The 22,063-nt window shown below is 60.1% G+C and carries 21 protein-coding genes; 4 read left to right on the top strand and 17 right to left on the bottom strand.

Annotated elements, in window-relative coordinates; genetic code table 11:
- Positions 1 to 5: 5 nt before the first annotated feature.
- Together ATY79_RS27895 and ATY79_RS27890 are read right to left on the bottom strand one after the other, a co-directional pair.
- Complete coding sequence (locus ATY79_RS27895) at positions 6 to 935, bottom strand: sugar ABC transporter substrate-binding protein (protein ID WP_088705488.1); 930 nt, start codon at positions 933 to 935, stop codon at positions 6 to 8.
- A gap of 117 nt (positions 936 to 1,052) precedes the next feature.
- A complete protein-coding gene (locus ATY79_RS27890) occupies positions 1,053 to 2,033 on the bottom strand; it encodes an ABC transporter permease (RefSeq protein ID WP_088705487.1) in 981 nt (326 codons plus the stop codon).
- Between the two features lie 209 nt (positions 2,034 to 2,242).
- On the opposite strand from ATY79_RS27890, the gene ATY79_RS27885 reads away from it, so the two are divergent.
- The 4 genes from ATY79_RS27885 to ATY79_RS27870 all read left to right on the top strand — a co-directional run bounded on the left by ATY79_RS27885 (position 2,243) and on the right by ATY79_RS27870 (position 6,511).
- A complete protein-coding gene (locus ATY79_RS27885) occupies positions 2,243 to 3,052 on the top strand; it encodes a transketolase (RefSeq protein WP_088705486.1) in 810 nt (269 codons plus the stop codon).
- The gene (locus ATY79_RS27880) at positions 3,052 to 4,008 is read left to right on the top strand and encodes a transketolase family protein (RefSeq protein WP_088705485.1); all 957 of its coding nucleotides are present in this window, start codon (positions 3,052 to 3,054) and stop codon (positions 4,006 to 4,008) included. The genes ATY79_RS27885 and ATY79_RS27880 overlap by 1 nt, the downstream gene beginning before the upstream one ends.
- A gap of 64 nt (positions 4,009 to 4,072) precedes the next feature.
- A complete protein-coding gene (locus tag ATY79_RS27875; protein ID WP_088705484.1) occupies positions 4,073 to 5,539 on the top strand; it encodes an FGGY-family carbohydrate kinase in 1,467 nt (488 codons plus the stop codon).
- Positions 5,540 to 5,560: 21 nt separating this feature from the next.
- A complete protein-coding gene (locus ATY79_RS27870) occupies positions 5,561 to 6,511 on the top strand; it encodes a sugar-binding transcriptional regulator (RefSeq protein ID WP_088705483.1) in 951 nt (316 codons plus the stop codon).
- A 145-nt stretch (positions 6,512 to 6,656) separates the two neighbouring features.
- Here the strand turns inward: ATY79_RS27870 and ATY79_RS31935 are convergent, their stop codons facing one another.
- The 15 genes from ATY79_RS31935 to ATY79_RS27800 all read right to left on the bottom strand — a co-directional run bounded on the left by ATY79_RS31935 (position 6,657) and on the right by ATY79_RS27800 (position 21,884).
- On the bottom strand, positions 6,657 to 6,779 hold the full coding sequence (locus ATY79_RS31935; protein ID WP_280950905.1) for a hypothetical protein: 123 nt from the start codon (positions 6,777 to 6,779) through the stop codon (positions 6,657 to 6,659).
- 68 nt (positions 6,780 to 6,847) lie between these two features.
- A complete protein-coding gene (locus ATY79_RS27865) occupies positions 6,848 to 7,861 on the bottom strand; it encodes a GlxA family transcriptional regulator (protein WP_088705674.1) in 1,014 nt (337 codons plus the stop codon).
- 39 nt (positions 7,862 to 7,900) lie between these two features.
- Entirely contained in the window at positions 7,901 to 8,899 is a 999-nt protein-coding gene (locus ATY79_RS27860; RefSeq protein WP_088705482.1) for a 4-hydroxyproline epimerase, read from the bottom strand.
- Positions 8,900 to 8,912: 13 nt separating this feature from the next.
- Positions 8,913 to 9,764 carry an ABC transporter permease subunit gene (locus ATY79_RS27855; protein ID WP_088705481.1) on the bottom strand — a complete coding sequence of 284 codons (852 nt, stop codon included), beginning with the start codon at positions 9,762 to 9,764 and terminating at the stop codon, positions 8,913 to 8,915.
- A complete protein-coding gene (locus ATY79_RS27850; RefSeq protein WP_088705480.1) occupies positions 9,761 to 10,609 on the bottom strand; it encodes an ABC transporter permease subunit in 849 nt (282 codons plus the stop codon). The genes ATY79_RS27855 and ATY79_RS27850 overlap by 4 nt, the downstream gene beginning before the upstream one ends.
- Before the next feature lie 23 nt (positions 10,610 to 10,632).
- Positions 10,633 to 11,763, bottom strand: coding sequence for a glycine betaine/L-proline ABC transporter ATP-binding protein (locus ATY79_RS27845; protein WP_088705479.1), 1,131 nt, complete (start codon positions 11,761 to 11,763; stop codon positions 10,633 to 10,635).
- Between the two features lie 44 nt (positions 11,764 to 11,807).
- Positions 11,808 to 12,659: a glycine betaine ABC transporter substrate-binding protein gene (locus ATY79_RS27840; protein WP_088705478.1), complete on the bottom strand. Its 852-nt coding sequence runs from the start codon at positions 12,657 to 12,659 to the stop codon at positions 11,808 to 11,810.
- Positions 12,660 to 12,737: 78 nt separating this feature from the next.
- Positions 12,738 to 14,084, bottom strand: coding sequence for an FAD-binding oxidoreductase (locus ATY79_RS27835; protein WP_088705477.1), 1,347 nt, complete (start codon positions 14,082 to 14,084; stop codon positions 12,738 to 12,740).
- Positions 14,081 to 15,598, bottom strand: a complete 1,518-nt coding sequence (locus ATY79_RS27830) for an aldehyde dehydrogenase (protein WP_088705476.1) — start codon at positions 15,596 to 15,598, stop codon at positions 14,081 to 14,083. The genes ATY79_RS27835 and ATY79_RS27830 overlap by 4 nt, the downstream gene beginning before the upstream one ends.
- Positions 15,591 to 16,505 (bottom strand): dihydrodipicolinate synthase family protein, encoded by a 915-nt coding sequence (locus tag ATY79_RS27825; RefSeq protein WP_088705475.1) that lies wholly within the window; start codon positions 16,503 to 16,505, stop codon positions 15,591 to 15,593. Before ATY79_RS27825 ends, ATY79_RS27830 begins: the two co-directional genes overlap by 8 nt.
- A complete protein-coding gene (locus tag ATY79_RS27820; RefSeq protein ID WP_088705474.1) occupies positions 16,502 to 17,218 on the bottom strand; it encodes a GntR family transcriptional regulator in 717 nt (238 codons plus the stop codon). The genes ATY79_RS27825 and ATY79_RS27820 overlap by 4 nt, the downstream gene beginning before the upstream one ends.
- Before the next feature lie 414 nt (positions 17,219 to 17,632).
- A complete protein-coding gene (locus tag ATY79_RS27815; RefSeq protein ID WP_088705473.1) occupies positions 17,633 to 18,979 on the bottom strand; it encodes an FAD-binding oxidoreductase in 1,347 nt (448 codons plus the stop codon).
- 1 nt (position 18,980) lies between these two features.
- A complete protein-coding gene (locus ATY79_RS27810; protein WP_088705472.1) occupies positions 18,981 to 19,868 on the bottom strand; it encodes a dihydrodipicolinate synthase family protein in 888 nt (295 codons plus the stop codon).
- A 161-nt stretch (positions 19,869 to 20,029) separates the two neighbouring features.
- On the bottom strand, positions 20,030 to 20,737 hold the full coding sequence (locus tag ATY79_RS27805; RefSeq protein ID WP_088705471.1) for a GntR family transcriptional regulator: 708 nt from the start codon (positions 20,735 to 20,737) through the stop codon (positions 20,030 to 20,032).
- A gap of 259 nt (positions 20,738 to 20,996) precedes the next feature.
- Entirely contained in the window at positions 20,997 to 21,884 is an 888-nt protein-coding gene (locus tag ATY79_RS27800) for a LysR substrate-binding domain-containing protein (RefSeq protein ID WP_189638083.1), read from the bottom strand.
- Positions 21,885 to 22,063 lie beyond the last annotated feature (179 nt).

Below are 22,063 nucleotides of genomic sequence, written 5' to 3'. Positions count from 1 at the left end.
CGTTGTTACGGATGGTTGGCGATGAAGCCTGCTACGTTTGCCTTGGTCGTCAGCGTCGCGTCCATGAGCTGCTCCGGCGGGACTTTCTCGCCGGCGACGAGCTTTGCGGCGTTCTCCACCGCATCACGGCCCATCTTCTGTGTCTGCTGCGTTGCCGTCACGTCGAACACGCCCTTGCTGAGCGCCTCGAGGGCTGCGGTGTCGCCGTCAAAGCCGCCGACAACAATTTTCTGGGATGGGTTGGCGACCTTGATCGCTTGAGCGGCGCCGAGCGCGAGCGCGTCGGCCTGGGCAAAGACGATCGACACGTCCGGGTTCGCCTGCAGCATGTTCTGCATGATCTGGAAGCCTTCGTCCTGGCTCCAGATGTTCGAATACTGCTCGGCAACGACTTTCACGTCCGGATTTGCCTTGAGCGATTCAGCACAACCCTTGGAGCGATCGACCTCGGGTGTCGTGCCCTTCTGGCCATGGATGATGACCATCTTTCCCTTGCCGGCAGCCTGCTTCAGTATGTAGTCGCAGACGTTTTTTGCCGATGCGACAGAATTTGTGGCGAGGAAGGTGTCGCCCGGCGCGCCTTCAGCATTGCGGTCAACGTTTACGACTGGAATGCCAGCACTCTTGGCAAGCTTGACCGGAACGCTCGCAGCGGCCGCACCAGCAGGAATGTAGATCAGGGCGTCGATTTTCTGCGTGAGAAGGTCCTGGATCTGGTTGACCTGCGTCGGGCCGTCGCCTTTGGCGTCCACAGTGACGACCTCGATGCCGCGCTTCTTGGCTTCGGCTTCCACCGATTGCTTGATCTGGTTAAAGAAGTTTGCCTGAAGGTTTGCGACGGCGAGGCCGAGCTTTTTCAGTTCCGCGGCATGGACCGGTCCAAGAGTAAGGCCGAGCAAAGCAGCAGACGCGAGCATGGTGCGCGCAATTTTCATTGTCATTCCTCCGTTGTTAGATGAAACCCTCGGGTAGATCCTCCCCCTCGGGGTATAGATCCGCTCCGAAACTTCGGCGCGGAATTCCTGGAGATCCGCCAGCGGCGGACCCGCTCGTCAGGCGCGATGCCGACGAATGGTCTCCGCGCCGACTGCGAGAACGATGACGATGCCGATGATCACCTGCTGCAGGAACGGCGAGACGTTGAGAAGATTGAGGCCATTGCGCAGGACACCGATGATGAGCACGCCGATAAGCGTCCCGCCGATGCCGCCGGCGCCGCCGGAGAGCGAGGTGCCGCCGATCACGACCGCGGCGATAGTGTCGAGCTCGTAGCCGAAGCCGCTGGACGGCTGCACGGAGTCGAGACGGGCGGCGAGGACGATGCCTGCAAGACCCGCAAGCACTGCACTGACGACATAGACGCCGATCGTAACGAGCTGGACGTTGATCCCGGCAAGACGAGCGACCTCGGGATTCCCCCCTACCGCATAGAGCATGCGCCCTTCAGAACGAAAATGCAGGAAGAGCCAGGCAACCAGGACGACGGCGAGCATCAGGAAGACGGTGGCCGTCAGGATGCCGAAGTGGCGGTCGATCGCAAGCATCATGAACCAGTCCGGGAAGCCGACGATCTGCTGGCCGTCAGTGATCATGTTCGCGACGCCGCGGGCCGCCGACATCATGGCCAGGGTAGCGATGAACGCGGGCACTTTGAACTGCGTCACGAGAAGTCCGACGATCAGGCCCGCTGTTGCGGCGGCGAACAGGCCGAACACCATGCCGACGGCCAGCGGAAGACCGGCGACATTCGCGCTCCAGCCCATGACCATCATCGCCAGAGCGAGCACCGAGCCAACGGACAGATCGATGCCACCGATCAGAATGACGAAGGTCATCCCGACCGCCATGATGCCGAGAACGGTGATCTGGTCGAGAATGTTGAGTCCGTTTCGAACGGAAAGGAACGCGTCTGTGCTGAAGCTCAGGAAGATGCAGAGGGCAAGCAGACCAACGAGCGGACCCGTGGCGCCTTTGAGCTTGCCGAGCCAATTACCGGACGAAAGTTTCTGTTCGTTGATGTCGATCGCCACCATCATTCCTCCCAAGGCTAGCTGGTAGCCAATAATCGTGCAGGCTAGAATAATTATTCACGCTTGCTGGAAAATTCATTAACAAGTTGCAACACCCGTGTCAATAAGATTTGCCGCCCTTGAATTTCGCCCATCTTCGCCGCGAGGGCTTGACTAAAGGGTAACTTATGCAAAAATATTGCATGATGAATAATTATGCAGTAGAGGAACCCATGGATATCAAGGAACTTGAGCGTCAAGCTCGTGAGATCCGATTACGTGATCTTCAGGCAGTCTTTGAAGCCGGTGCTGGACATATCGGCGGCGAGATGTCGGTCATCGACATCCTGACGGCGCTTTATTTCCGTGTCTTGAAAATCCGGCCCGACCAGCCGAAGGACCCGGAGCGCGACCGATTTGTTCTTTCCAAGGGACACACGGCTTGCGCGCTCTATGTCACCCTGGCCAAGCGCGGCTTCATACCGGAAGAGGAAATCTCCACTTTCCTGCAGCCGCATTCTCGATTGAACGGGCATCCCAACTGCAACAAGGTTCCCGGCGTCGAAACGAACACCGGTCCGCTTGGCCACGGTCTGCCGGTCTCGGTCGGCATGGCCAAGGCCGCCAAGCTTTCTGGAGCGAAGTATCACACCTACGTCGTCACGGGCGACGGGGAGATGCAGGAAGGATCCAACTGGGAGGCCGTCATGGCGGCCGCCCAGTTCAAGTTGGACAACCTCACCCTGATCATCGACCATAACAGGTTCCAGCAGGGCGCATCTCTTTCCGACACCAACGACCTCGCCCCTCTCCGGCCCAAGCTCGAGGCTTTCGACTGGGAGGTTACCGAGATCAATGGAAACGACATGAGCGAGATTGTCCCCGCTCTCGAATACCGCGGCTCACGGCCGCATTGCATCGTGGCCCACACCAACAAGGGTCATGGAATTTCGTTCATGCAGGACCGTGTCGACTGGCATCACAAGGTTCCGAGCAAGGAACAGTACGAAACCGCGATGGCAGAACTGTCGGAGGCACTGTGATGAATGCGCCGGTAAACGCACCCAAGCTCTACGACTGCCGTGACGCGTTCGCAGCCACGCTCGAGCGTCTGGCGGCCGAGAACGAGACGATCGTGGCGGTCTGCAACGACTCTGTCGGCTCCTCCAAGCTTGGCGGATTCAAGTCTAAGTTCCCCGAGCGGCTCGTGAACGTCGGTATTGCCGAACAGAACATGGTCGGCGTCGGCGCCGGTCTCGCCAATGGCGGCCGCCTTCCCTACGTCTGCGGCGCTTCTCCCTTCCTCACGGGGCGGTCTCTCGAACAGATCAAGGCTGACATCTCCTACTCGAACGCGAACGTCAAGCTCGTCGGCATCTCGTCTGGCATGGCCTATGGAGAGCTGGGTCCCACCCACCACTCGATCGAGGACTTCGCCTGGACCCGCGTCCTGCCCAACCTTCCGGTGATTGCCCCATGCGACCGGATCGAGACTGCGGCGGCCGTCGAATGGGCGGCGACCTATAACGGGCCCTGCTTCCTCCGTCTGTCGCGCGTCGGCGTTCCCGACCTTCTTCCGGAAGGGCATAAGTTCGAGCTCGGCAAGGCCAATCTTCTGCGCGAAGGCACGGACGTGACGCTTGTCGCAAACGGCACCCTGACGCATCGCATCATGAAGGCCGCTGAAATCCTCGCCGATCGCGGCGTCAGCGCAAGGGTCCTGAATCTTGCGACGGTCCGCCCGATCGACGAGGACGCGATCATCGCCGCCGCCAAGGAGACCGGCGCGATCGTCACGGCAGAGGAGCATTCGATCTTCGGCGGGCTCGGCTCCGCCGTCGCCGAAGTGGTCGTCGAAAACGCACCCGTGCCAATGAAGCGCCTTGGCGTTCCTGGGATCTACGCGCCAACCGGATCGGCTGAGTTCCTGCTCGACGAATTCGGCATGGCTCCCGTAGCGATGGCCGACGCGGCACAGTCACTCATCGGGCGCAAGTGATGTAGCACGCGCTCGAGCCGGGGCGCGGATATCTCGCCCCGGCATTTCATTTTGGGAGGATAAGATGCGGGCCATTCTGGCGATCGACCAAGGCACGACCAATTCCAAGGCCGTTCTCGTTTCTGAGGAAGGACAAGTCGTCGCCAGGGGTTCGGCCTCTGTCGGCATTACCTATCCGAAACCGGGCTGGGTCGAACAGGAGCCCTGCCGGATCTATGCGTCAGTGTGCGAAGCAATCGAGGCGTGCCTAGCAGTAGCGCCGGCGGCAGCCGTCGAAGCCGTCGCGATTTCAAACCAGCGCGAATCGGTCACGATGTGGGACGCCGAAACGGGAGAACCACTCGGGCCAGTCGTAAGCTGGCAGTGCAGACGAACCGCGCCTGCTTGCGAACGCCTCATCGCCGAAGGCCATCAGGACCGCGTGCGGGCGCTTACCGGTCTTCCGCTCGATCCGATGTTTCCTGGCTCCAAGTATCGCTGGCTGCTCGAGCGCGCACGGGCCGGCCGCCGCGTGCGGCTGGGGACGATCGACAGTTGGCTCGTCCATTGCCTGACCGGTGGACGACGCCATGCCTGCGACGCCTCGAATGCGGCAAGAAGCCAGTTGTTCGACCTGCAAGACCAGAGGTGGAGCAAGGAACTCGGTGAAGTCTTCGGTGTCGACATCGCGTTACTTCCGGAGGTGGTCGACAGTTCGGGCGACTTCGGAGCAACGCTTGGGCTGCCCGGTGTACCTGACGGCACCCCCATAAGGGCGGCGATCGGCGACAGCCACGCTGCGCTCTTCGGCCACGGCGCTTTCCAGCCTGGCGACGCAAAGGTGACATTCGGAACCGGCTCTTCCGTGATGACGACGCTTCCCCAGTTCATCGCTCCGCAAAACGGCATCACGACAACGCTTGCCTGGCGCATCGCCGGCAAGCCGACTTTCGCCTTCGAAGGCAACATCCTGGTTTCGGCTGCCAGCCTGCCTTGGATGGCTGGAATTCTTGGCCTTCCCGACGTTGCCGCGCTCGTCGATCTCGCCGCTACTGCTGAGCCTGGCGGGCCAGGTTTCGTGCCCGCCTTCGTGGGATTGGGCGCTCCGTACTGGAGTTCCGACGCTCGGGCGCTGTTTTCCCAGATCAACTTCGGCACGACCCGGGCACAAATGGCCCGTTCGGTGACGGATTCGATCGCCTTCCAGGTTCACGACGTGATCAAAGCGATGCGCGCCCAGAGCGGCGGCGAGCTCGGTGCCCTCTATGTCGATGGCGGGCCCAGCCAGAACCTGTTCCTGATGCAGTGCGTCTCAAACCTTGTCGAGCACGCCGTCATCCAGTGCGCGGCCCCTGAGGCGTCGGCGTTGGGAGCTGCCTATCTGGCCGGTCTTTCGCTCGGATTCTGGAGCGACCTCAAGGTCATCGAGCGGTTACCGCGAAGTACGCAGATCATCACTCCGCAGCCGGTGGATCGCCAGACCCTCCTCGATACCTGGAAGGATGCCATCGCCCGCTCGACGGCGCGCCGTACACCGGCTAATGGTGAATAAAAATTCACTCCGGGATTCACGATGACTCGCCTGAACGAACTCCGCCTCATCTCAAGAGTGGCCCAGATGTATCATATCGAGGGCCGGCGCCAGGCGGAGATCGCCCAGCACCTAAGGCTGTCTCAGGCGACGGTCTCCCGGATGTTGAAGCGCGCCGAGGCCGAGGACATCGTCCGCACGAGCGTCATCCCTCCCGTGGGGACCTATAGCGAGCTCGAGGGCGCGCTTCGCGAGAGATACGACCTACCGGAAGCCATCGTCGTCGAATGCACCGAAGATCGCGACGGAGCGATCATGGCCAGGATTGGCGAGGCCGCCGCTCATCTACTCGAGGTCACGATGGCGCCCGGTGAGATCATCGGCGTTTCGAGCTGGAGCCAGACAATCTTCAAGATGGTAGAAAACATTCATCCGCAAAAGAGTGCGCAGGCGAAGTATGTCGTCCAGACGCTCGGCGGCATGGGTGACCCCTCGGTGCAGACCCATGCAACCCAGCTCACCACGCGATTGGCACGGCTGACGGGCGCTGAGCCGAAGCTTCTCCCGGTCCAGGGCGTGACGTCGTCTCGCGAGGCAAAACTTCTGATGCAGGCCGATCCGTTTGTTCGCGAGACAATGGACTTGTTCGGAAGCATTTCGCTGGCGATCGTCGGTATCGGCGCCGTCGAGCCGTCCGAGCTGCTCGCGCGCTCGGGAAACATCTTTTCGTCGCGCGAACTCGCCGACCTTGCGGAAGCCGGTGCCGTGGGCGACATCTCGCTGCGCTTCTTCGACAAGGACGGGAAGCCCGTCAAGACGCCATTGGACGAGCGCGTCATCGGCCTCCCGCTCGAAGAGCTTAAGCGTGTCGATAGAGTGATTGCCCTGGCGGGCGGCTCGAAAAAGACCGCCGCTATCGCCGGCGCACTTCGAGTGGGCGTCATTGACACGCTGGTGACGGACAAGTTCACCGCCCAGCGCCTGATCGACTAAGTCATGTCAGAACCCTGCGGAAATCGGATGTCGGATTCCCGCTATACGTTGGGCTTGAGGATAGACACCGCACGAGACAAGGCTCGTCATCGCTCGCAGCCGTTGATCACTGGCAGCTTGCGCGTGTTCTTTCCCGGCCGCCGTGCTAGCCGGTGCGAAGACCGAAGGCAGGCGCCGCCGGCCCGTCCTGCAGGAAAGTCGGGAACGTTTCCTGGATGGTCGTCTCGATGATCGACAATGTTCCCGAGAGATCCTTTCGCAGCGGCAACTGCCAAAATCTCCTCCCGGCAAACTCAATCGACGATCGCGCTGTGCTCGGCAAGGAGGCCGAGGCGTCTAGTGAAGCCGTAGTCCAGAGGCTCGAAGTTGAGTGGGCGTTTGGCCGAATATGCGCTTGAACGTGCGCGTGAAGTGGGAGGCGTTCTCGTAGCCAACATCGAGAGCGACTTCGATCAGCGACGCCTTCGATTGCAGAAGCAGGGCCTTTGCCCTCTCCATCCGCACGCGCGTATAGGCTTTCGCAGGAGACATGCCCGCCTTTTCCAAAAACAACCGCTCGAGCTGACGGCGCGACAGGCGAACCGAAGCCGCGAGCTTGAGAATGGTCATGCCGCCCTCGACATGCTGCTCCATCAGGATCATCGCGGCCTTGACGCGGTTATCTTCGTACTCGTCGTGCAACGGACGTCGAGGTTGAATGTCGCCCGCAGACCGCGCCTTTTCGATTTGCAATATTTCCAGCGCATGCCTTTCGGCCTCGCGGCTGATGTAGCGCCGCACAAGGACGGCTGCGACATCGGCTGCACTGCTACCGCCGGCGCACGAGCCGCGTTGCCGGTCCAGGTTGAATATCCTGTCCGATCGTACAGGAAGATTAGGAAAGCGCTCTCTAAACTCCTTGTAGTGGAGCCAGCTCACGCATGTTTCATGGTTCCTCATCAAACCAGCATCCGCAAGGATGAAGGTGCCGGTACATAGGCCGATCAAGGGTACCTTGGCAGCATCCGCGCGCTTCAGAAATGTGACCGTGTCGTGATCGACCGGGTTTTCCGCTGTCAGGAGACCTCCGACGACGACAATGTAGTCGAACCTCGTCGGATCCACGAAATCGGAGGTCGGCGCCACCTGGACCCCGCAGCTTGATGTAATCAGATGCCTCGTGCTTCCTAGCACCTGCCAGTCCGCCAGCACGCGTCCCGAACGATCGTGCTCGTCGCTGGCAAGCCGCAGCGTATCCACGAAAAGCGCGAAGGCCGAAAGCGTGAAGGATCGAGCAAGCACAAATCCAACCTTTAGACGGCCGGCGGATTTGCCGACGGCGTCTCCTTGCCGATGGTCTTCTGGTTGCATCTCAATCTCCTTGATACGGGGACGCTTGCCGTCCGTCACTCATCTTATCTGAAAGCCGTGTGCCAACGGGTCTCGATCATCGACGAAGATTGTATTGTGACCGACAACGCGGGCCCAGCCGCCTATGCTCGGAAGGATGCCCTTGTACACACCAATGTCGACATCCCCCTCAACCTTTCCCTCAAACACCGTCCCGATGAGGCTCTCATGTCGGTAGGAAGAGCCGATGGCAAGCCGTCCCTTCCCGTGCAATTGCGCCATCCGTGCCGAGGTGCCGGTTCCGCCAGGTGACCGGTCTATCGCCTTGTCGCCATAAAATACGGCACATCGGCCATCCGACTGGTCATTGACCGGACGATCGCACCAGATCGCATGATGAACGCCGCGAATTCTCCCGTCGTCCGGATGAACCGGGTCGCAAACATCAGCGAGCGCTTCTCTCAGCCCCCGGCTGAAGCCGATGATCTCGGCTGCGGTCATACCGTCAAGTCCTGCCCAGTTCTCCTGTGGCTCGACGACGGCGTAGTAGTTGCCGCCATAGGAAATATCGACAACCAGGCGCCCCATTCCAGGCACGTTAACGGTGACGTCCGCTTCGTGCAGATAGCTCGGCACATTATAGAGGCGGACCGAGTCCACATATCCGTTCCTTTCCTCATAGGCGACGTCGACCCGTCCTGCCGGCGTTTCGATGGAAACATGCCCCGGTGTGCGCGGCTTCACCAGCCCCTCCTCGATCGCGGCCGTCACGACACCGATCGTTCCAGCCCCACACATCGGCAGGCACCCGCTCACCTCGATGAAAAGGACCGCGAAATCACAGTCGTTGCGATAGGCAGGATAGATGATCGCTCCCGACATGATGTCATGCCCTCTGGGCTCGAACATCAAGGCCTGTCGCACCCAGTCGTGGTCGCGGACAAAGAGTTCGCGCCTCTCGCCCATCGGAACATGCGGCAGTAGCGGGCCGCCGCCGGCAACGAGACGCACCGGATTTCCACATGTGTGGGCGTCAATGCAGAAGAAGCTGTTTCTCATATCTTTCCTCGAGTCACGCTGCCCGAAGCGTCCGGTCACGATCGAGAAGACCGCGGCTCAACCGGTCGAGCAGGAGCGCGACTGCCACGATGGAAAGCCCGGCGCGCAAACCCAACCCCATCTCCATGCGGGTCAGACCGCGTGTCACCTCGGCGCCAAGACCACCTGCTCCAACCAGGCCCGCCAGAACGACCATGGCCAGCGAAAGGAGAATGCATTGGTTCAGGCCGACCAAGAGGGTCTGCTTGGCCAGCGGAATTTCGATCTTCCAAAGCACCGAACGAGGATGGGCACCAATCGCACTGCCAAGCTCCACGAACTCGCGCGGCACCTGGTTGAATGCCAAGGTGGTCAGTCGCAACATTGGTGGTATGCCGTAGACGATCGTGGCAATGATGGCCGGTACGCGCCCAAGGCTGAAGATCATCACCGCGGGGATCAGGTAAACCCACGGCGGCACGGTTTGCATGACGTCGAGCATCGGTCGGACGATGGCCTCGAGGGTCTTGTAACGCGAGCAGAGGACGCCGACAGGGAACGCGATGAGCACCGAGATCAAGACCGCGACGGTCACAAGTGCAATTGTCTGCATTGACGCCGTCCAGAACCCGACGATCAGGCAAAACCCCAGGCAGAGACCTGCGAGGATTGCCGCTCGCAGGTTGACCGCGAGGAAGGCGGCGACCACGACGATACCGATCAGGGCCATAGGCGGCACGAAAAGCAGTGCGGCCTCGATTGCCGACAGGACGGCCTCCACCAAATAGCTGATCGCGGCGAACAGCGGATGCAGGTTGGTGTTTAGCCAGTCAACCGCCGGAGCCAGAAAAGCGCCTGGCGAAAACTGCAAGAGCGACGGGTTCATGACTGCCTCCCTGTTCCAAGCCGAGCCGCGCTCTGTGTTACGCGGTCGAGCACCATCGTCAGGACGACGATTGCGATTGCACCGTTGATGGACGTCGCGATGTCGAGCGTGCGGATCGCGCCATAGATCGTCTCTCCAAGGCCGCCGGAGCCGACGATGCCGGCGATGACGACCATGCCGAACGCCATCATCAGGCTCTGGTTGATCCCAGCCATGATGCTGGGAAGGGCAAACGGCAGGCGGATTTTGAAAAACATCTGGTCCGGTCGCATCCCGCTTGCCTCACCAAGTTCGATGAACTCCCTTGGCGTCATGCGGATCCCAAGCGAGGTCAGCCGGATTGCCGGCGGCACGGCAACGACGATGGTGGCGATAAGTGCCGTTGCTGGACCGTAACCCAGCAGGGCGATCGCCGGCAGGAGATAGATGTATGGCGGAAGCGTCTGGATAAGGTCGAGGACCGGTTCCATGAACCGGTCGATAGCCGTTAGGAAACCTGCCGCGACCCCGACAGGAATACCGATCGCGAGTGCGAGCACCGTTGCCGTCAAGACCAGTGCCAGGGTGCTCATCGTTTCGGGCCAGAGCCCCATGGAAAAGCACAATAGCAGCGCAACGCCGCTCAAAATAGCGAACCAGGCGTTCACCAGCCGCCATCCCACCAGCGCAACCACGATCGCGACGACATAAAACGGCGGAAGCTCCAGCAGCCAGAGGATTCCACCGTAGAGCCCCTCGAGAACCCATCTGACGTAGTCGAAAAGGGATTCTCCGTGCTCGCTGACCCACTCAAGGGCGGCGTCGGTCCATTCGTCGAAGGTGTCAGTGAAGCTTGAAACGTCCATGTCACTCAGCTCCCGTTCAGCGGTCAGGCGGCCGCGCGATCGTTGTTGGAGGTACCCTTGACGCCCATGAGGAGGCTGCGCGGTGTGACCACGCCGACGACCTCATTGTTGTCGACGACGGCAATGGCGTCGCGGTCTGTCTGCATGGTCAGCGTGATCAACTCGTCGATGTCGGCATCCAGAGTGGTGCGCACCAGCGACGAGATGTCGGCGTGTGGCTCGCTGCGTTGAAACTCGCTAACGCTGTGCATTACGGAATGCGCCTTGATCAGATGGAGCCGCGATATGCCCGCCACGAACTCGGCGACATAATCGTCCGCTGGATTAAGGATGATCTCCTCGGCAGTACCCGTCTGGATGATGACGCCGTCTTTCATGATGGCGATACGATCACCGATGCGGATTGCCTCGTCGAGATCGTGCGTGATGAAGACGGCCGACTTGCCAAGCGATTTCGTAAGCTGGCGAAATTCGTCCTGAAGCTGTCGACGGATCAGCGGATCGAGCGCGCTGAAAGGCTCGTCCATCAGGATGATTTCGGGATCGGAGGCAAGCGCGCGGGCAAGGCCGACACGCTGCTGCATGCCGCCGGACAGTTCCTTCGGGTAACGGTCAACCCAGTCTGCCAGGCCCACCGTTTCCAAGGCGGCCTTGGCGGTCTTGTTACGCTCGGGCTTGGGGATGCCCTGGACTTCCAGGCCAAAGGCCGCGTTTTCAAGCACCGTGCGGTGCGGAAGCAGCGTAACACTCTGGAATACCATGCCGATATTCTTGGCGCGCATCTGCCGAAGCTCGGCCGGAGGCAGGGCGGCAATATCCTTGCCCTTCACGAACACCTTTCCGGAGCTTGGTGTAATCAGCTTGTTAAGCAGCCGGATAAGTGTCGACTTGCCACTACCGGACAGGCCCATGATACAGAAGATCTCGCCGCGCCGTACCTGCAGGCTGGCGTTGGAGACGCCGACGACGCAGTTGAACTCCTTCAGCACGTCCTTCTTGCCCAGTCCACGCTCGGCAATCGATCTCATGGCGGCTGCGGACTTGTCTCCGAAGACCTTCCAGAGGGATTGGCAATCAATCAGGACTTCATTGGTATCGGCATTTGTGGCTTTCATAGCGATCCCCTTGAGCCAATTGGTGCTGGCTTCTCTCATTGGGCTTCAAGGGCCGCCCGACCGGATCGGACGGCCCTGCACGGTTAGTTCTTCTTGATGTTTTCCCAACGCTTGATCAGGTCGGCATGCGCCGCGATCCAGCCCTGCACAGCCTGATCCATCGTCTTGCCATCCTTGACCTCGCCGTTGATGGCGGTGATGTCGGTGATCGGAACGTAGACGCTGGCCATGACCTCACGGGCGTGCGGGTTTTCTTCGGAGAACCCCTTCTTGCCGATCCAGTAGTAGCTCTGCGGCGGCGGGAAGACGCCCTTCGGGTCCTTGAGGTACTTCACCTCGTATTTCTGGACCATCCACGACGGCTCCCAAATCGTAACGGCGATCCACTCCTTGCGATCATAGGCCGACTTGAGGGCAGCCGTCATCGCAGCCGTGCTGCCTTCGACAAGTTGCAACTTGATATCGTAGTCCTTGACGGCGTTCGAAGAGTCACGCATCAAACCGGCGCCGGGCTCGATGCCGATGATCTTGCCGCCGAACTTGTCGGCGTTTTCATTGAGCTGTTCCAGTGAATCGATCGGAACGTACTTCGGAACTGCGATGCCCTGGTAGAGGCCGTGCGAAACCGGCGAAATCTTCTCGAGACGGTTCTTGTTCTTGTTCCAATAGTCCTGGGCGACATAGTCCGTCTGCGAGGTGAGAACCTGGATGTCGCCCTTGGCAAGAGCGGCATAGGCGATGCCCCATTCTGAGAACTCGGTCACCTTGACGGTATAGCCGGCGTCTTCAAGAACCTTCTTGGTAATGCCGGTGATGGGCGTTAAGTCTTCCCATGACATCGTGCCCATGTTGATCGTCTTTTCTTCCGCGCGAGCAGGAAGGATGCTGATCCCGACCATCGCGGCGGCGCAGAGCGCTTTCCACAAAGTCTTCATTGTTCTTACTCCTAGTTCTTGTTCCCATTCTCGTTGAAGACCTGCTTTAGGCTCAGTCTTCACATTGCGCGGCAAGGGTCATCCCTCGCGGCCTGCACGCAATTCCTGCAATTTGATCACCGAATTGATCCCCAGCCATGCAAACGGCTCGGGCGGCAGTCTCGTGGGCGCCGGATGATCCATGTATTTGTCGAGTTGTTCCGAGCCCGTTCCGGTCGCAAGCTCGGCCGCCAGCACACCGGCAAGCGTGCTCTTCACGGTCCCGAGGCCATTTTCGCAGCACGCCGAAAACAGGCCTTCGTCGATTTCGCCAAAGGCCGGCACGTGATTGCGACTGAGGCACAGGCGGCCGGCCCAACTGTACTGGAACGGCAAATCCGTCAATTTCGGAAAGCGTGCGTCAAGCGAGTGGCGATGGGCTGCCGCGAGCTTGGCCAGGCGTTTGTCGGTGACGGTGACCGTCCTGTCATAGGTGTATTTTGTGCGAAGGACGATGCGTGAAAGCCCGTTCGACGTTATCTTGCGAACCGTTGCGCCCATGGCATCGGCCGGGAGCAATGCCCACCTGTCCTGCCCAGATAGTGCGTGTGCGATATCATCCGCCGGAAAGGGAGCCGTCATCGACGCATAGGCAAATATGTGGATCAGCCGACCGCGAAAATGGCCGAAGTCCTCGATATGCCCGTTGACCCCCAGGATGACCTTTGGCGCGGTAACCGAGCCCCGTGTCGATTTGGCAGCCCAGGTCCCCCCCTCGCGCCGCAGTTCCGTTACAGGGGAGCGCTCGAAGATGGTCACGCGTTGCCCAACACCGGCCGCAAAGCCGCGAACATAGTCCGCAGGCTGGATCATGATCGCACCGGGCGTATATAAACCGCCGAGGTAATAGTCGGAGCCCGTGAGTTCGCGCATTTGCGATCGGTCGAAGAACACATGTTTTTCGCCGATGCGCCGAAGCGACTCGCCGTAACTGACGTTCAGCTTCATTCCCCGCGTCGTTGCGGCAGCATTGATCTTGCCTGACGGGTCGAATGTCTCCCGGGACATCCCGTATTCGTCAGCAGCGCTTTTTGCAAAATCGATCGCAAAGCGGTTTTGTGCGATCTCAAGGGCGGTTGCCGTTTCACTGGCGCCCGAGTACTCGCCCGCCGAGAGATTGTGCGGCACATCGATCATGTAGCCGGAATTTCGGCCGGCGGTGCTTTTGGCTACCTCTCCCGCCTCCATGATGACGATCTTGTCAGCTGGCCGGATCTGCGAGAGCCGTCGGGCAGCGGACAATCCCGCAAACCCGGCCCCGACGATGAGCCAGTCGGCCGCCACACTGCCTTCGAGCGTCTGCATGGGGGCGATACGGTTGCTGATCGCCTCCCAGCCTGAGACGCCGGATTCAGCTGGGAGCCGTCTGACGATAGTCTTCGTCATCGGATCGTCTCGTCGACCGAACGATCGGAAACATCGATCCAGATCGTCTTCAGTTCGCAGTAGTTGTCGTGGGCGAAGATCGACTTGTCTCGGCCGCCGAAACCCGACTCCTTGTAACCGCCAAACGGCGTCGTCGCGTCCCCTTCCCCGAAGCAGTTGACCGTAACGACACCCGCCCGGATCTCGCGTGATAGCTTGATCGCGTTCCTGAGGCTTGCGGTATAGATTGAGGCTGTCAGACCATAATTCGTGTCGTTGGCAAGGGCGACCGCCTCGGCGATGGAATTGAAGGTCGTGACCGATAGAACGGGCCCGAAAATCTCTTCCTTGAAAAGCCGGCTCGACGGCGTGACGCCTTCTACGACCGTTGGTTCGACGAAGATGCCGTCGCGCGTGTCGCCGCCATGCGCGATTGAAAGCTTTTCCTTCCTTGCGTCATCAAGGAACGAGGTAACCTTCTCGAAGTGCGCCTTGTTGACGAGCGCGCCGATGCGGTTTTCCGGGTCGAGCGGGTCGCCGGTCTTCCATTCGCGCATGTAAGCCCCGATCCGCTTGAGGAGCTCGTCCTTGACTTTGGCATGTACGATGAGCCGCGATGTCGCCGAGCAGTTCTCGCCCATGTTCCAGAAGGCGCCATTGACGACCTGCTCGGCGACAAGGTCGAGATCTTCTACGTCGTCAAGAACGACCGCCGGGTTCTTGCCGCCGCACTCGAGCACCACGCGTTTCAGGTTGGAGTCTGCTGCATAACGCAGGAAACGGCGTCCCGTCGGCGTCGAACCCGTAAAGGCGATCATGTCCACGTCCATGTGCAAACCAAGCGGCTCGCCCGTGTCCTTGCCGCTTCCGGTTACGACGTTGAAGACGCCGGCAGGGATGCCCGCCTCATGGGCAAGTTCGGCGACGCGAAGCGTCGTTAGCGTCGTATCCTCCGCCGGTTTGACGACCACGGAGCATCCCGCGGCAAGGGCCGGCCCGATCTTCCATGCGAGCATGAGCAGGGGGAAGTTCCAGGGCAGAACGCAGCCGACGACGCCCACCGGTTCTCGCACGATCATCGTCAGCGCATTTGGTCCGACCGGTGCCGTATTGTCGTAGAGCTTGTCGATCAGTTCCGCATGCCAGCGCAGCGTATGAATGGTATCGGGCACGTCGACCGTCTGGCACTCGCGGATCGGCTTGCCGCTATCGAGGCTTTCCATGACGGCAAGCTCGTGACGATTGCGCTCGATCAGCTTGGCAAGCTGCAAGAGAACGGCCTTGCGCTCGGACGGGGACTGCAGCCGCCAGCGACCATCATCGAACGCCTCCCTCGCCTTGAGCACGGCATAATCGACATCCGCACTGTCACAGGCAGCAACTTTCGCAAGGGTCTCGCCGGTCGCGGGGTTCTTGGCCTTGAAGGTCTTGCCGGAGCTTGCCGGACGGAATGCGCCGTCAATGAACGCATTCGTCGGAAACTGTATGTCGGCTGCGATCGCCTTGTATTCGGCGGCGGTCAATGGTTCATGCATGACGATTGGCTCCCGACGTGATTTGGCCGACCGTGCGCTTCAGAGTGGCAACGACGGTCTGGAGTGTTCGTTTTTCTTCGCAGTTGAGTGGGCGAAGCGGCGCGCGCACCGGGCCGGCCTCAAGGCCGATGATCTCGCAGCCGTGTTTGATCGACTGGATGAACTTGCCGCATTCGAGGAAATCCATCAGTGGCAACATTGCGGTCATGATCGCGCGACCCTTGTCGAAATTCCTCTCGACCACACAGGCTTCATAGAGAGCGACATGCTCCCGCGGCAGGAAATTCGAGCCGGCGCAAACCCAGCTTCTTGCGCCCCATGCGAAGAATTCAAGCGCTTGGTCATCCCAGCCACAGGAAAGGGCGATATGCGGGAATTTCCTTGCGAGCAGATGAAGGTTGCCCATGTCGCCGGAGCTTTCCTTGATGGCGACGACGTTCTTCGACTTGCCGACGCGCGAGAAATATTCCTCGCCCATCATCACACCCATGCGGGCGGGGTAATTGTAGAGCATGATCGGCAGGTTGGCCGCACGATCGACGGTCAGCGCGTGAACGGCGTTTTCCCGCTCCGTCGGAAGCGCATAGGGAGGCGTGGATACGAGGATCGCATCGGCGCCGATCTCCTTGGCGGCCTTCGCGTATTCGACCGAATCCTCGGTCCGTGTGGCGCCCGTTCCGATGATGAGAGGCAAGCGGCTCCCGATGACGTCCTTCGCGTAGGAAGCGAGGTCAAAACGTTCCTGGCTTGTCTGCGCGTAGTACTCGCCCGTCGACCCGCCAACGATAATCCCGTGGACCCCGGCCTCGATCAACGTTTCCAGCACGGCCGCGAAGGCCTTCCGGTCGATCTGTCCGCTTTGATCGAGCGGCGTGATGGCCGGGGTGTAGATCCCCTCGAATTTCACTGTGATTTCTCCAATGTTCTGGCAGCCGGACCGCCGATCGAGACGTCCGCCTTAAGTCCCTGCGGCGCGATGAACATCTCCATGTTCTCGCGGGACAATTCCCAATGTTCAAAGACGAGATCGACGACGGCATCCTCGTCGTGCGCCGCCAGCGCTTCGATGAAGGCGTCGTGGTGTTCGACCGCCTGCTGAAGCCGGCGCTTCATGTCCTCGTTTTTCGGCCGGAAGAAGGTGTGACCGATCCGGGCATGGTCGATGAGCAGGCGGCCAAGGCTTGGCTGCAAATAGACGTTTGCCGACATCTCGCCGAAGATCTCGTGGAAGCGGTTGTTCTCAAGGACCATGTCCAAGGCGTCGCGGTTTTCGCTGGCCCTGCGGAAGCGTTCCTGCGTCTGCTTCAAATCCGCAAGTTGTGATGATTTGAAGTTCTGGACCGCCAATCGACCAATGGCCGCATAGATCATCGGCGCGACCAGAAAGAAGTTTCGCAGCGTGGCGTGGTTCATCGGAATGACGCGTGCGCCGCGGTTTTCGCGAATATCGACATAACCTTCGCCTGCCAGCCGACGAAAGATGTCCCGCACCGGTGTTCGAGAAAGGCCATAGCGCTCGCTCAGGCTGGCTTCGTCGAGATCGGCGTCGGGGTCGAGCTCCATCGTCAGAATTTGACGTTTCAGGTCTTCGTACAGGTTGCTCTTGACGGTCTTCGCCATGCGTCACTCCACGCCGTTGGTTGCGCCATGGCAGAAACATGGCACGCATCTAATATGCTGTCAATAAATTGTGTACTTTGCGTACACAATAAAAGTTCTGACAGAATACAATTTTGGATGAATCTAAGCTAACAGCCTGAAATAGCTAGTGATTCCGTCGCGACGGTTTCGCTTCGGGTCACCGCGGATCAAGGCTGGATGAAAGGAACCGGAGGCGAACTCGGCATTGGACAAGCTGCGGAGTCCGGGATCAGGCGCCACGCAGCTATGGCCGTGGGCACATCCAATGCGAAAGAGATGGACGTTTTGGGGTGGCAAGGATTGGCGAACCCCGCGCATTCCAGAGCAAAACCTAGGCTGATGACGCCCGATATCGTGTGCGTCACTTTTCCGGAGGTTTATGGCGAGCCCTGCTCACTCGGCCCCTGCGCGCCATTCGCGATATGCAAGGTGAAGCTTCGCGCCGATCGTTGCAAACGGCTGTGGTGGCCATGGTGTCGGCGCAGCCAGTCGTGCGTAGACCCGGCCGAGCTCGGTGTCGTATCCAAGAGCCAGTTCGGCAGCCGCGATCCCGGATGCTGTCGAGTTCGAGGCTCCAAGGCCGTTGCAGCCGCATGCGGCAAATACGTTGCGCTCGATTTCGCCGAAGGCTGGGACATGGTTGCGTGTAATGGCCATGGCGCCCGCCCAGCGATATTGCATCTTCACCCCACACAAGTCGGGGAAGCGGTGGCCGAACTTCGCGTCATGCAGGCGTCCGGCGCGCCTTATCGCCGCCTCATTCACCGCAATGCCCGGATTGTAGCTGTAACGTGAGCGCACCAGAATCCGGTCGCCGCTCTCGGTGTTGATGCGACGAACGGTCGTTCCCATGGGCAGGGCGGGTGTTGCCGCCCACTTTCGTTGTCCGCCAAGGCGGGAGGGATCGAATTCCTCGGTAAGCGAGGCATAGGTGAAGATATGGAGCAGACGTTTGCGGAAGAAACCGAAGCTCTCCGCATGCCCGTTGTTCGCCAGAATGATCTTTTCCGCCTGCACGGATCCCTGTGGTGTCTTGACGAGCCAGCCGGTCTTGCGGCGTTCAAACGAAAGTGCGGGTGTTCGCTCGAAAAGCCTGATCGGGTCGTTTAGGCCGTCGGCAACCGCGCGAATGTAGGCGGCCGGCTGTATGATGACGGTGCCGGGCGTGAAGAGTCCGCAGGTATAGGCCGGTGATCCGGTCACGGCGCCAATCTCCCTGGCGCTCAGCAACCGATGATCCTCGCCCATTCTTGAAAGCTGCCCGGCGTAATCCACAAGGTGCCTGTCGCCTTCGGGGCTTATCGCAACGCTGTAGCGCCCGCAGCGGTCGAAGATGTCTCTGCCCCAGCCGCCTTCCTCTGCCATCTCCGCGGCCAAGGCAATCGCCGAGCGCTGGATCAGCACGGACTGTTTGAACTTGTTTTCGGATTCTCCGCTGAAATCGTCGGAGGAAACCTCGTGCGGAAGGTCGATGATGAAGCCCGAATTCGCGCCTGCAGGTCCTTCGCTGACAACCCCTGCTTCCAGGATTGCAACGCCGGCAGAAGGATCCAGGCGCGAAATGCGCCGGGCTGCCGAAAGACCGGCAAAACCGCCGCCGATGATGACGATGTCCGCGATGACCGATCCCGTCAGCGCTGGGCGTGGCGTGCGCGGTGGAAGGGTCGCCACCCAGCCCGAAACACCAGCACTTTTCGGAATCTTCGACGCGACAAAGACGTCTTTGGAACCGGAGAGCATGTCATATCGCCTCCCGCTCAATGAGCGTATCGAGGGACTGCCGGACCGCCGGGATCCAATCGGCAGAAAGGCCGCGCAAGGGCTTTCGTGGGGATCCGGCGCCGTAGCCGGTCAGTTGGGAAGCAGCGTAAACGGTTTGTACGTAGTCACCCTGCGAAATGAGGGCCATCGCCGGCTCAAGCAGCTTCCACAGTTCGCGAACCTCGACCCAATTGCCCTTTGCGGCGGCGGCCACGATTGAAAGGCATGTTTTCGGCGCGAAATTCGCTCCTCCCCAGATCAGGCCGTGGCAGCCGGCATAGAGCGCGTATGGGACAAGATTGTCAGCGCCATTCATGACGAACTTGCCGGTGCGAACAAGCCCTGCCTGTTTGCCAAGGTCGCCGCCACTGTCCTTGATGGCACAAAAGCCGGGAATTTCGCTGAGCTTGATCAAGAGCTCAGGCGTAATCGCGACGCCGACGGCCTGCGGTACGTTGTAGCCGATCACTGGAAGGCAGGCCTTGGCCACCTCGGCGTAGAAATCGAGGATACCCCGATCGTCGGTCGGCCCTTCGAAGAACGGCGGAAGAACCATCACCGCTTCCGCGCCGGCATCGCGGGCGCGCGCTGTGCGCTCGACAACATCCTCGACGAGAAGGGCGGAAGTTTGGGCGAGGACCTTGGCGCGACCATTCACGATGCGCGCGCCCCGTTTGATCAGCGCCTCGGATTCTTCCTTGGAAAGATAGACGTGCATGCCCGTTCCGGAACTCAATAGAAAGCTGCGGACACCTGCTGCGAGATATCGCTCAATGTTATGTTCGAGCCTGCTATAGTCGATGCGTCCCGCGTCGTCGAACGGCGTGGCGATCGCAAGATTAAGGCCTGGAAACTGGAAGTCTGGCATTCGGTGGGTCCTCCCGCGGTAAGTATCGGAAGCTCAAGCCGATGGCCTTGAGCTGCGTGTAGGCATAGATCCGGCGCCAGCATCGAATGTGGCGCGCGCGCGCCCCACGTCTTCAGAATCTGAGACCCGCAAACGGGCTGGTGACGTCTCGAACTCGATCCTTAAAGTGCGGGCGTTTCCAGACCTTCAGGGGCTGCGTACATGGCCATGTTTCGTCGAGAAAGTTCGAGATGCAGGCGCGCAAGCTCAGCCGCGGCATCGACATCGCGTTGTTCGATGGCTCCGATCATTTCCTCGTGCTGCTGGGAGGCCAGTTCGAGCTCTTCCTGCATGCGGGGCGTATTTGGATGCTTGTAGAAGATCTTCCCGATCCGGGCATGGTCGATCTGAAGCCTGCGTAGGCTTGGCACGAGGTAGACATTGTGCGCCATCTCGCCCAATTGGCGATGAAACTGATCGTTGTGGAAGACGCGACCCTCTACGTCGTTCTCATCGATCGCGGTCTGGAACGATTGCTGGATCTGCTTGAGAACATCGAGCTCCGCCCGGGTGCGGTTCTCGGCGGCGAGCTTGTTTGCGGTGATGTAGATCATCGGTGCCAGAAGAAAGAAATCCCGCAGCGACTGGTAGCTCATCGAGCTGACCCGCGCAGCGCGGTTGGTTTCCAGTTCGATATAGCCTTCGCCGGCCATCTGACGCATCAGTTCGCGAACCGGCGGACGCGACAGTCCGAACTCCTCGCTCAGCGCCACTTCGTCCAGAATTGCGCCCGGAGCAAGCTCCATCGTCAGGATCCGGCGGCGCAGAGCAAGGCCCAGGCTGGCCTTGCGGTCGAGGTTCGCATGCTCGGAAATCATTGTGCCGTTCATCGTGGTTCCTTTTGGAAGACATTATGTAGACATATGATAGACAGTCAAGGTGTCGCGATCTCTTATTTGAGGCGATGCTCCAGAGAGGTTTTGAACCGCCGCTATAAAGGAGAGTGACTGGTCCGCAGGCGATGGCAGTGATGCTGGCTTGCCGTTCCGAAGGAATGGTCAGAGACTGGCCGCCTCAATCTCGATGGAATGCCCTGCCCAAAGCAATGGTCGTCATCCTGTTTCCTGCAGTTACCCGAAGGGGAAACGATCATGCATGAAGTGCGGCAGTGAGCCACGACGCAGCCCGGTTGATCGCCACGGTCCTTCTCGACTTCAATGGCAGCAGAACATTGTACCGGCCCTCCGGTGACAGTCTGGTCTCATCGAGAGCAACCAGCGTGCCGTCATCAAGAAACGTCTGAACAAGGGTGCCCCAGCCGAGCGCAACTCCTTGACCCGCGCGGGCAGCGAAGATCGTCTCGGTATAGTGGCTGAAACGAAGAGAGGGCGTGACCTCGAACTGCACGCCAAGTTCTTCCAGCCATTGGCCCCAGGAAAGCCATGACCGGTCCTCCGCATCAGTCTCGATGAACTCGTCCGTCGCCGACAATGGGCCGTTGCCGCGCCGGTTGAGGTATTCCGGCGAGCAGACAAGCATTATCACGTCCCCGCGCGAGGCAATCACCGTTCCGTCGCTGAAGGGAGGCAGGCCGAAGCGGATGGCGAGATCGACAGTCCCGCTATCCAGATCGATCTTTGCATCCTGGGAAACGACGCGGATCTGGATGCCGGGATTCTGGGCACGAAAATCGGCGAGCCGGGGAAGTAGCCAGAACGATGAGAAAGCCACGGTCGCGCCAATGGTGACGACATCCTGGGCCGCCCCCTTTATGGCATCGATCGCGTCGGAAATGTTGGAGAAACTCTGCGCAAGGGAGGCCCCCAGAACCAGGCACGCAGCAGTCGGCTCAATCGCGCGATGCTTGCGCACGAACATCGGCTGACCGAGTTCTTCTTCAAGCAACGCAATTTGCCGGCTTACGGCCGCCTGGGTAACCCCGAGCTCGCCGGCCGCGATGGTGAAGCTCTTCCGGCGAAGGACCGCTTCCAGCATGATCAACGCCGTCATCGACGGCAAGCGCCTGCGAAACTGCATTGCAAAACCCTCACCGCATTACTCTTCATTATGCGAGCGTGAGAATTAATGCCGCGGCCAAATACCTGCAAGCCGTTAGCCGCAGATGACGTGAGATGCGACGGATTGTATGGGGCGCGTCGTCGCTGTATCCTGAGGTCTGACTTGTGCAGACTACGAAGTGGATAACCGGAGCCAAA

Origin of the sequence: Rhizobium sp. R693, from assembly GCF_002211315.1 — a bacterium.
Taxonomy (GTDB): domain Bacteria; phylum Pseudomonadota; class Alphaproteobacteria; order Rhizobiales; family Rhizobiaceae; genus Rhizobium.
The sequence above is the reverse complement of the archived record's forward strand: the minus strand, read 5'-3'. Positions and strand labels throughout refer to the sequence as shown.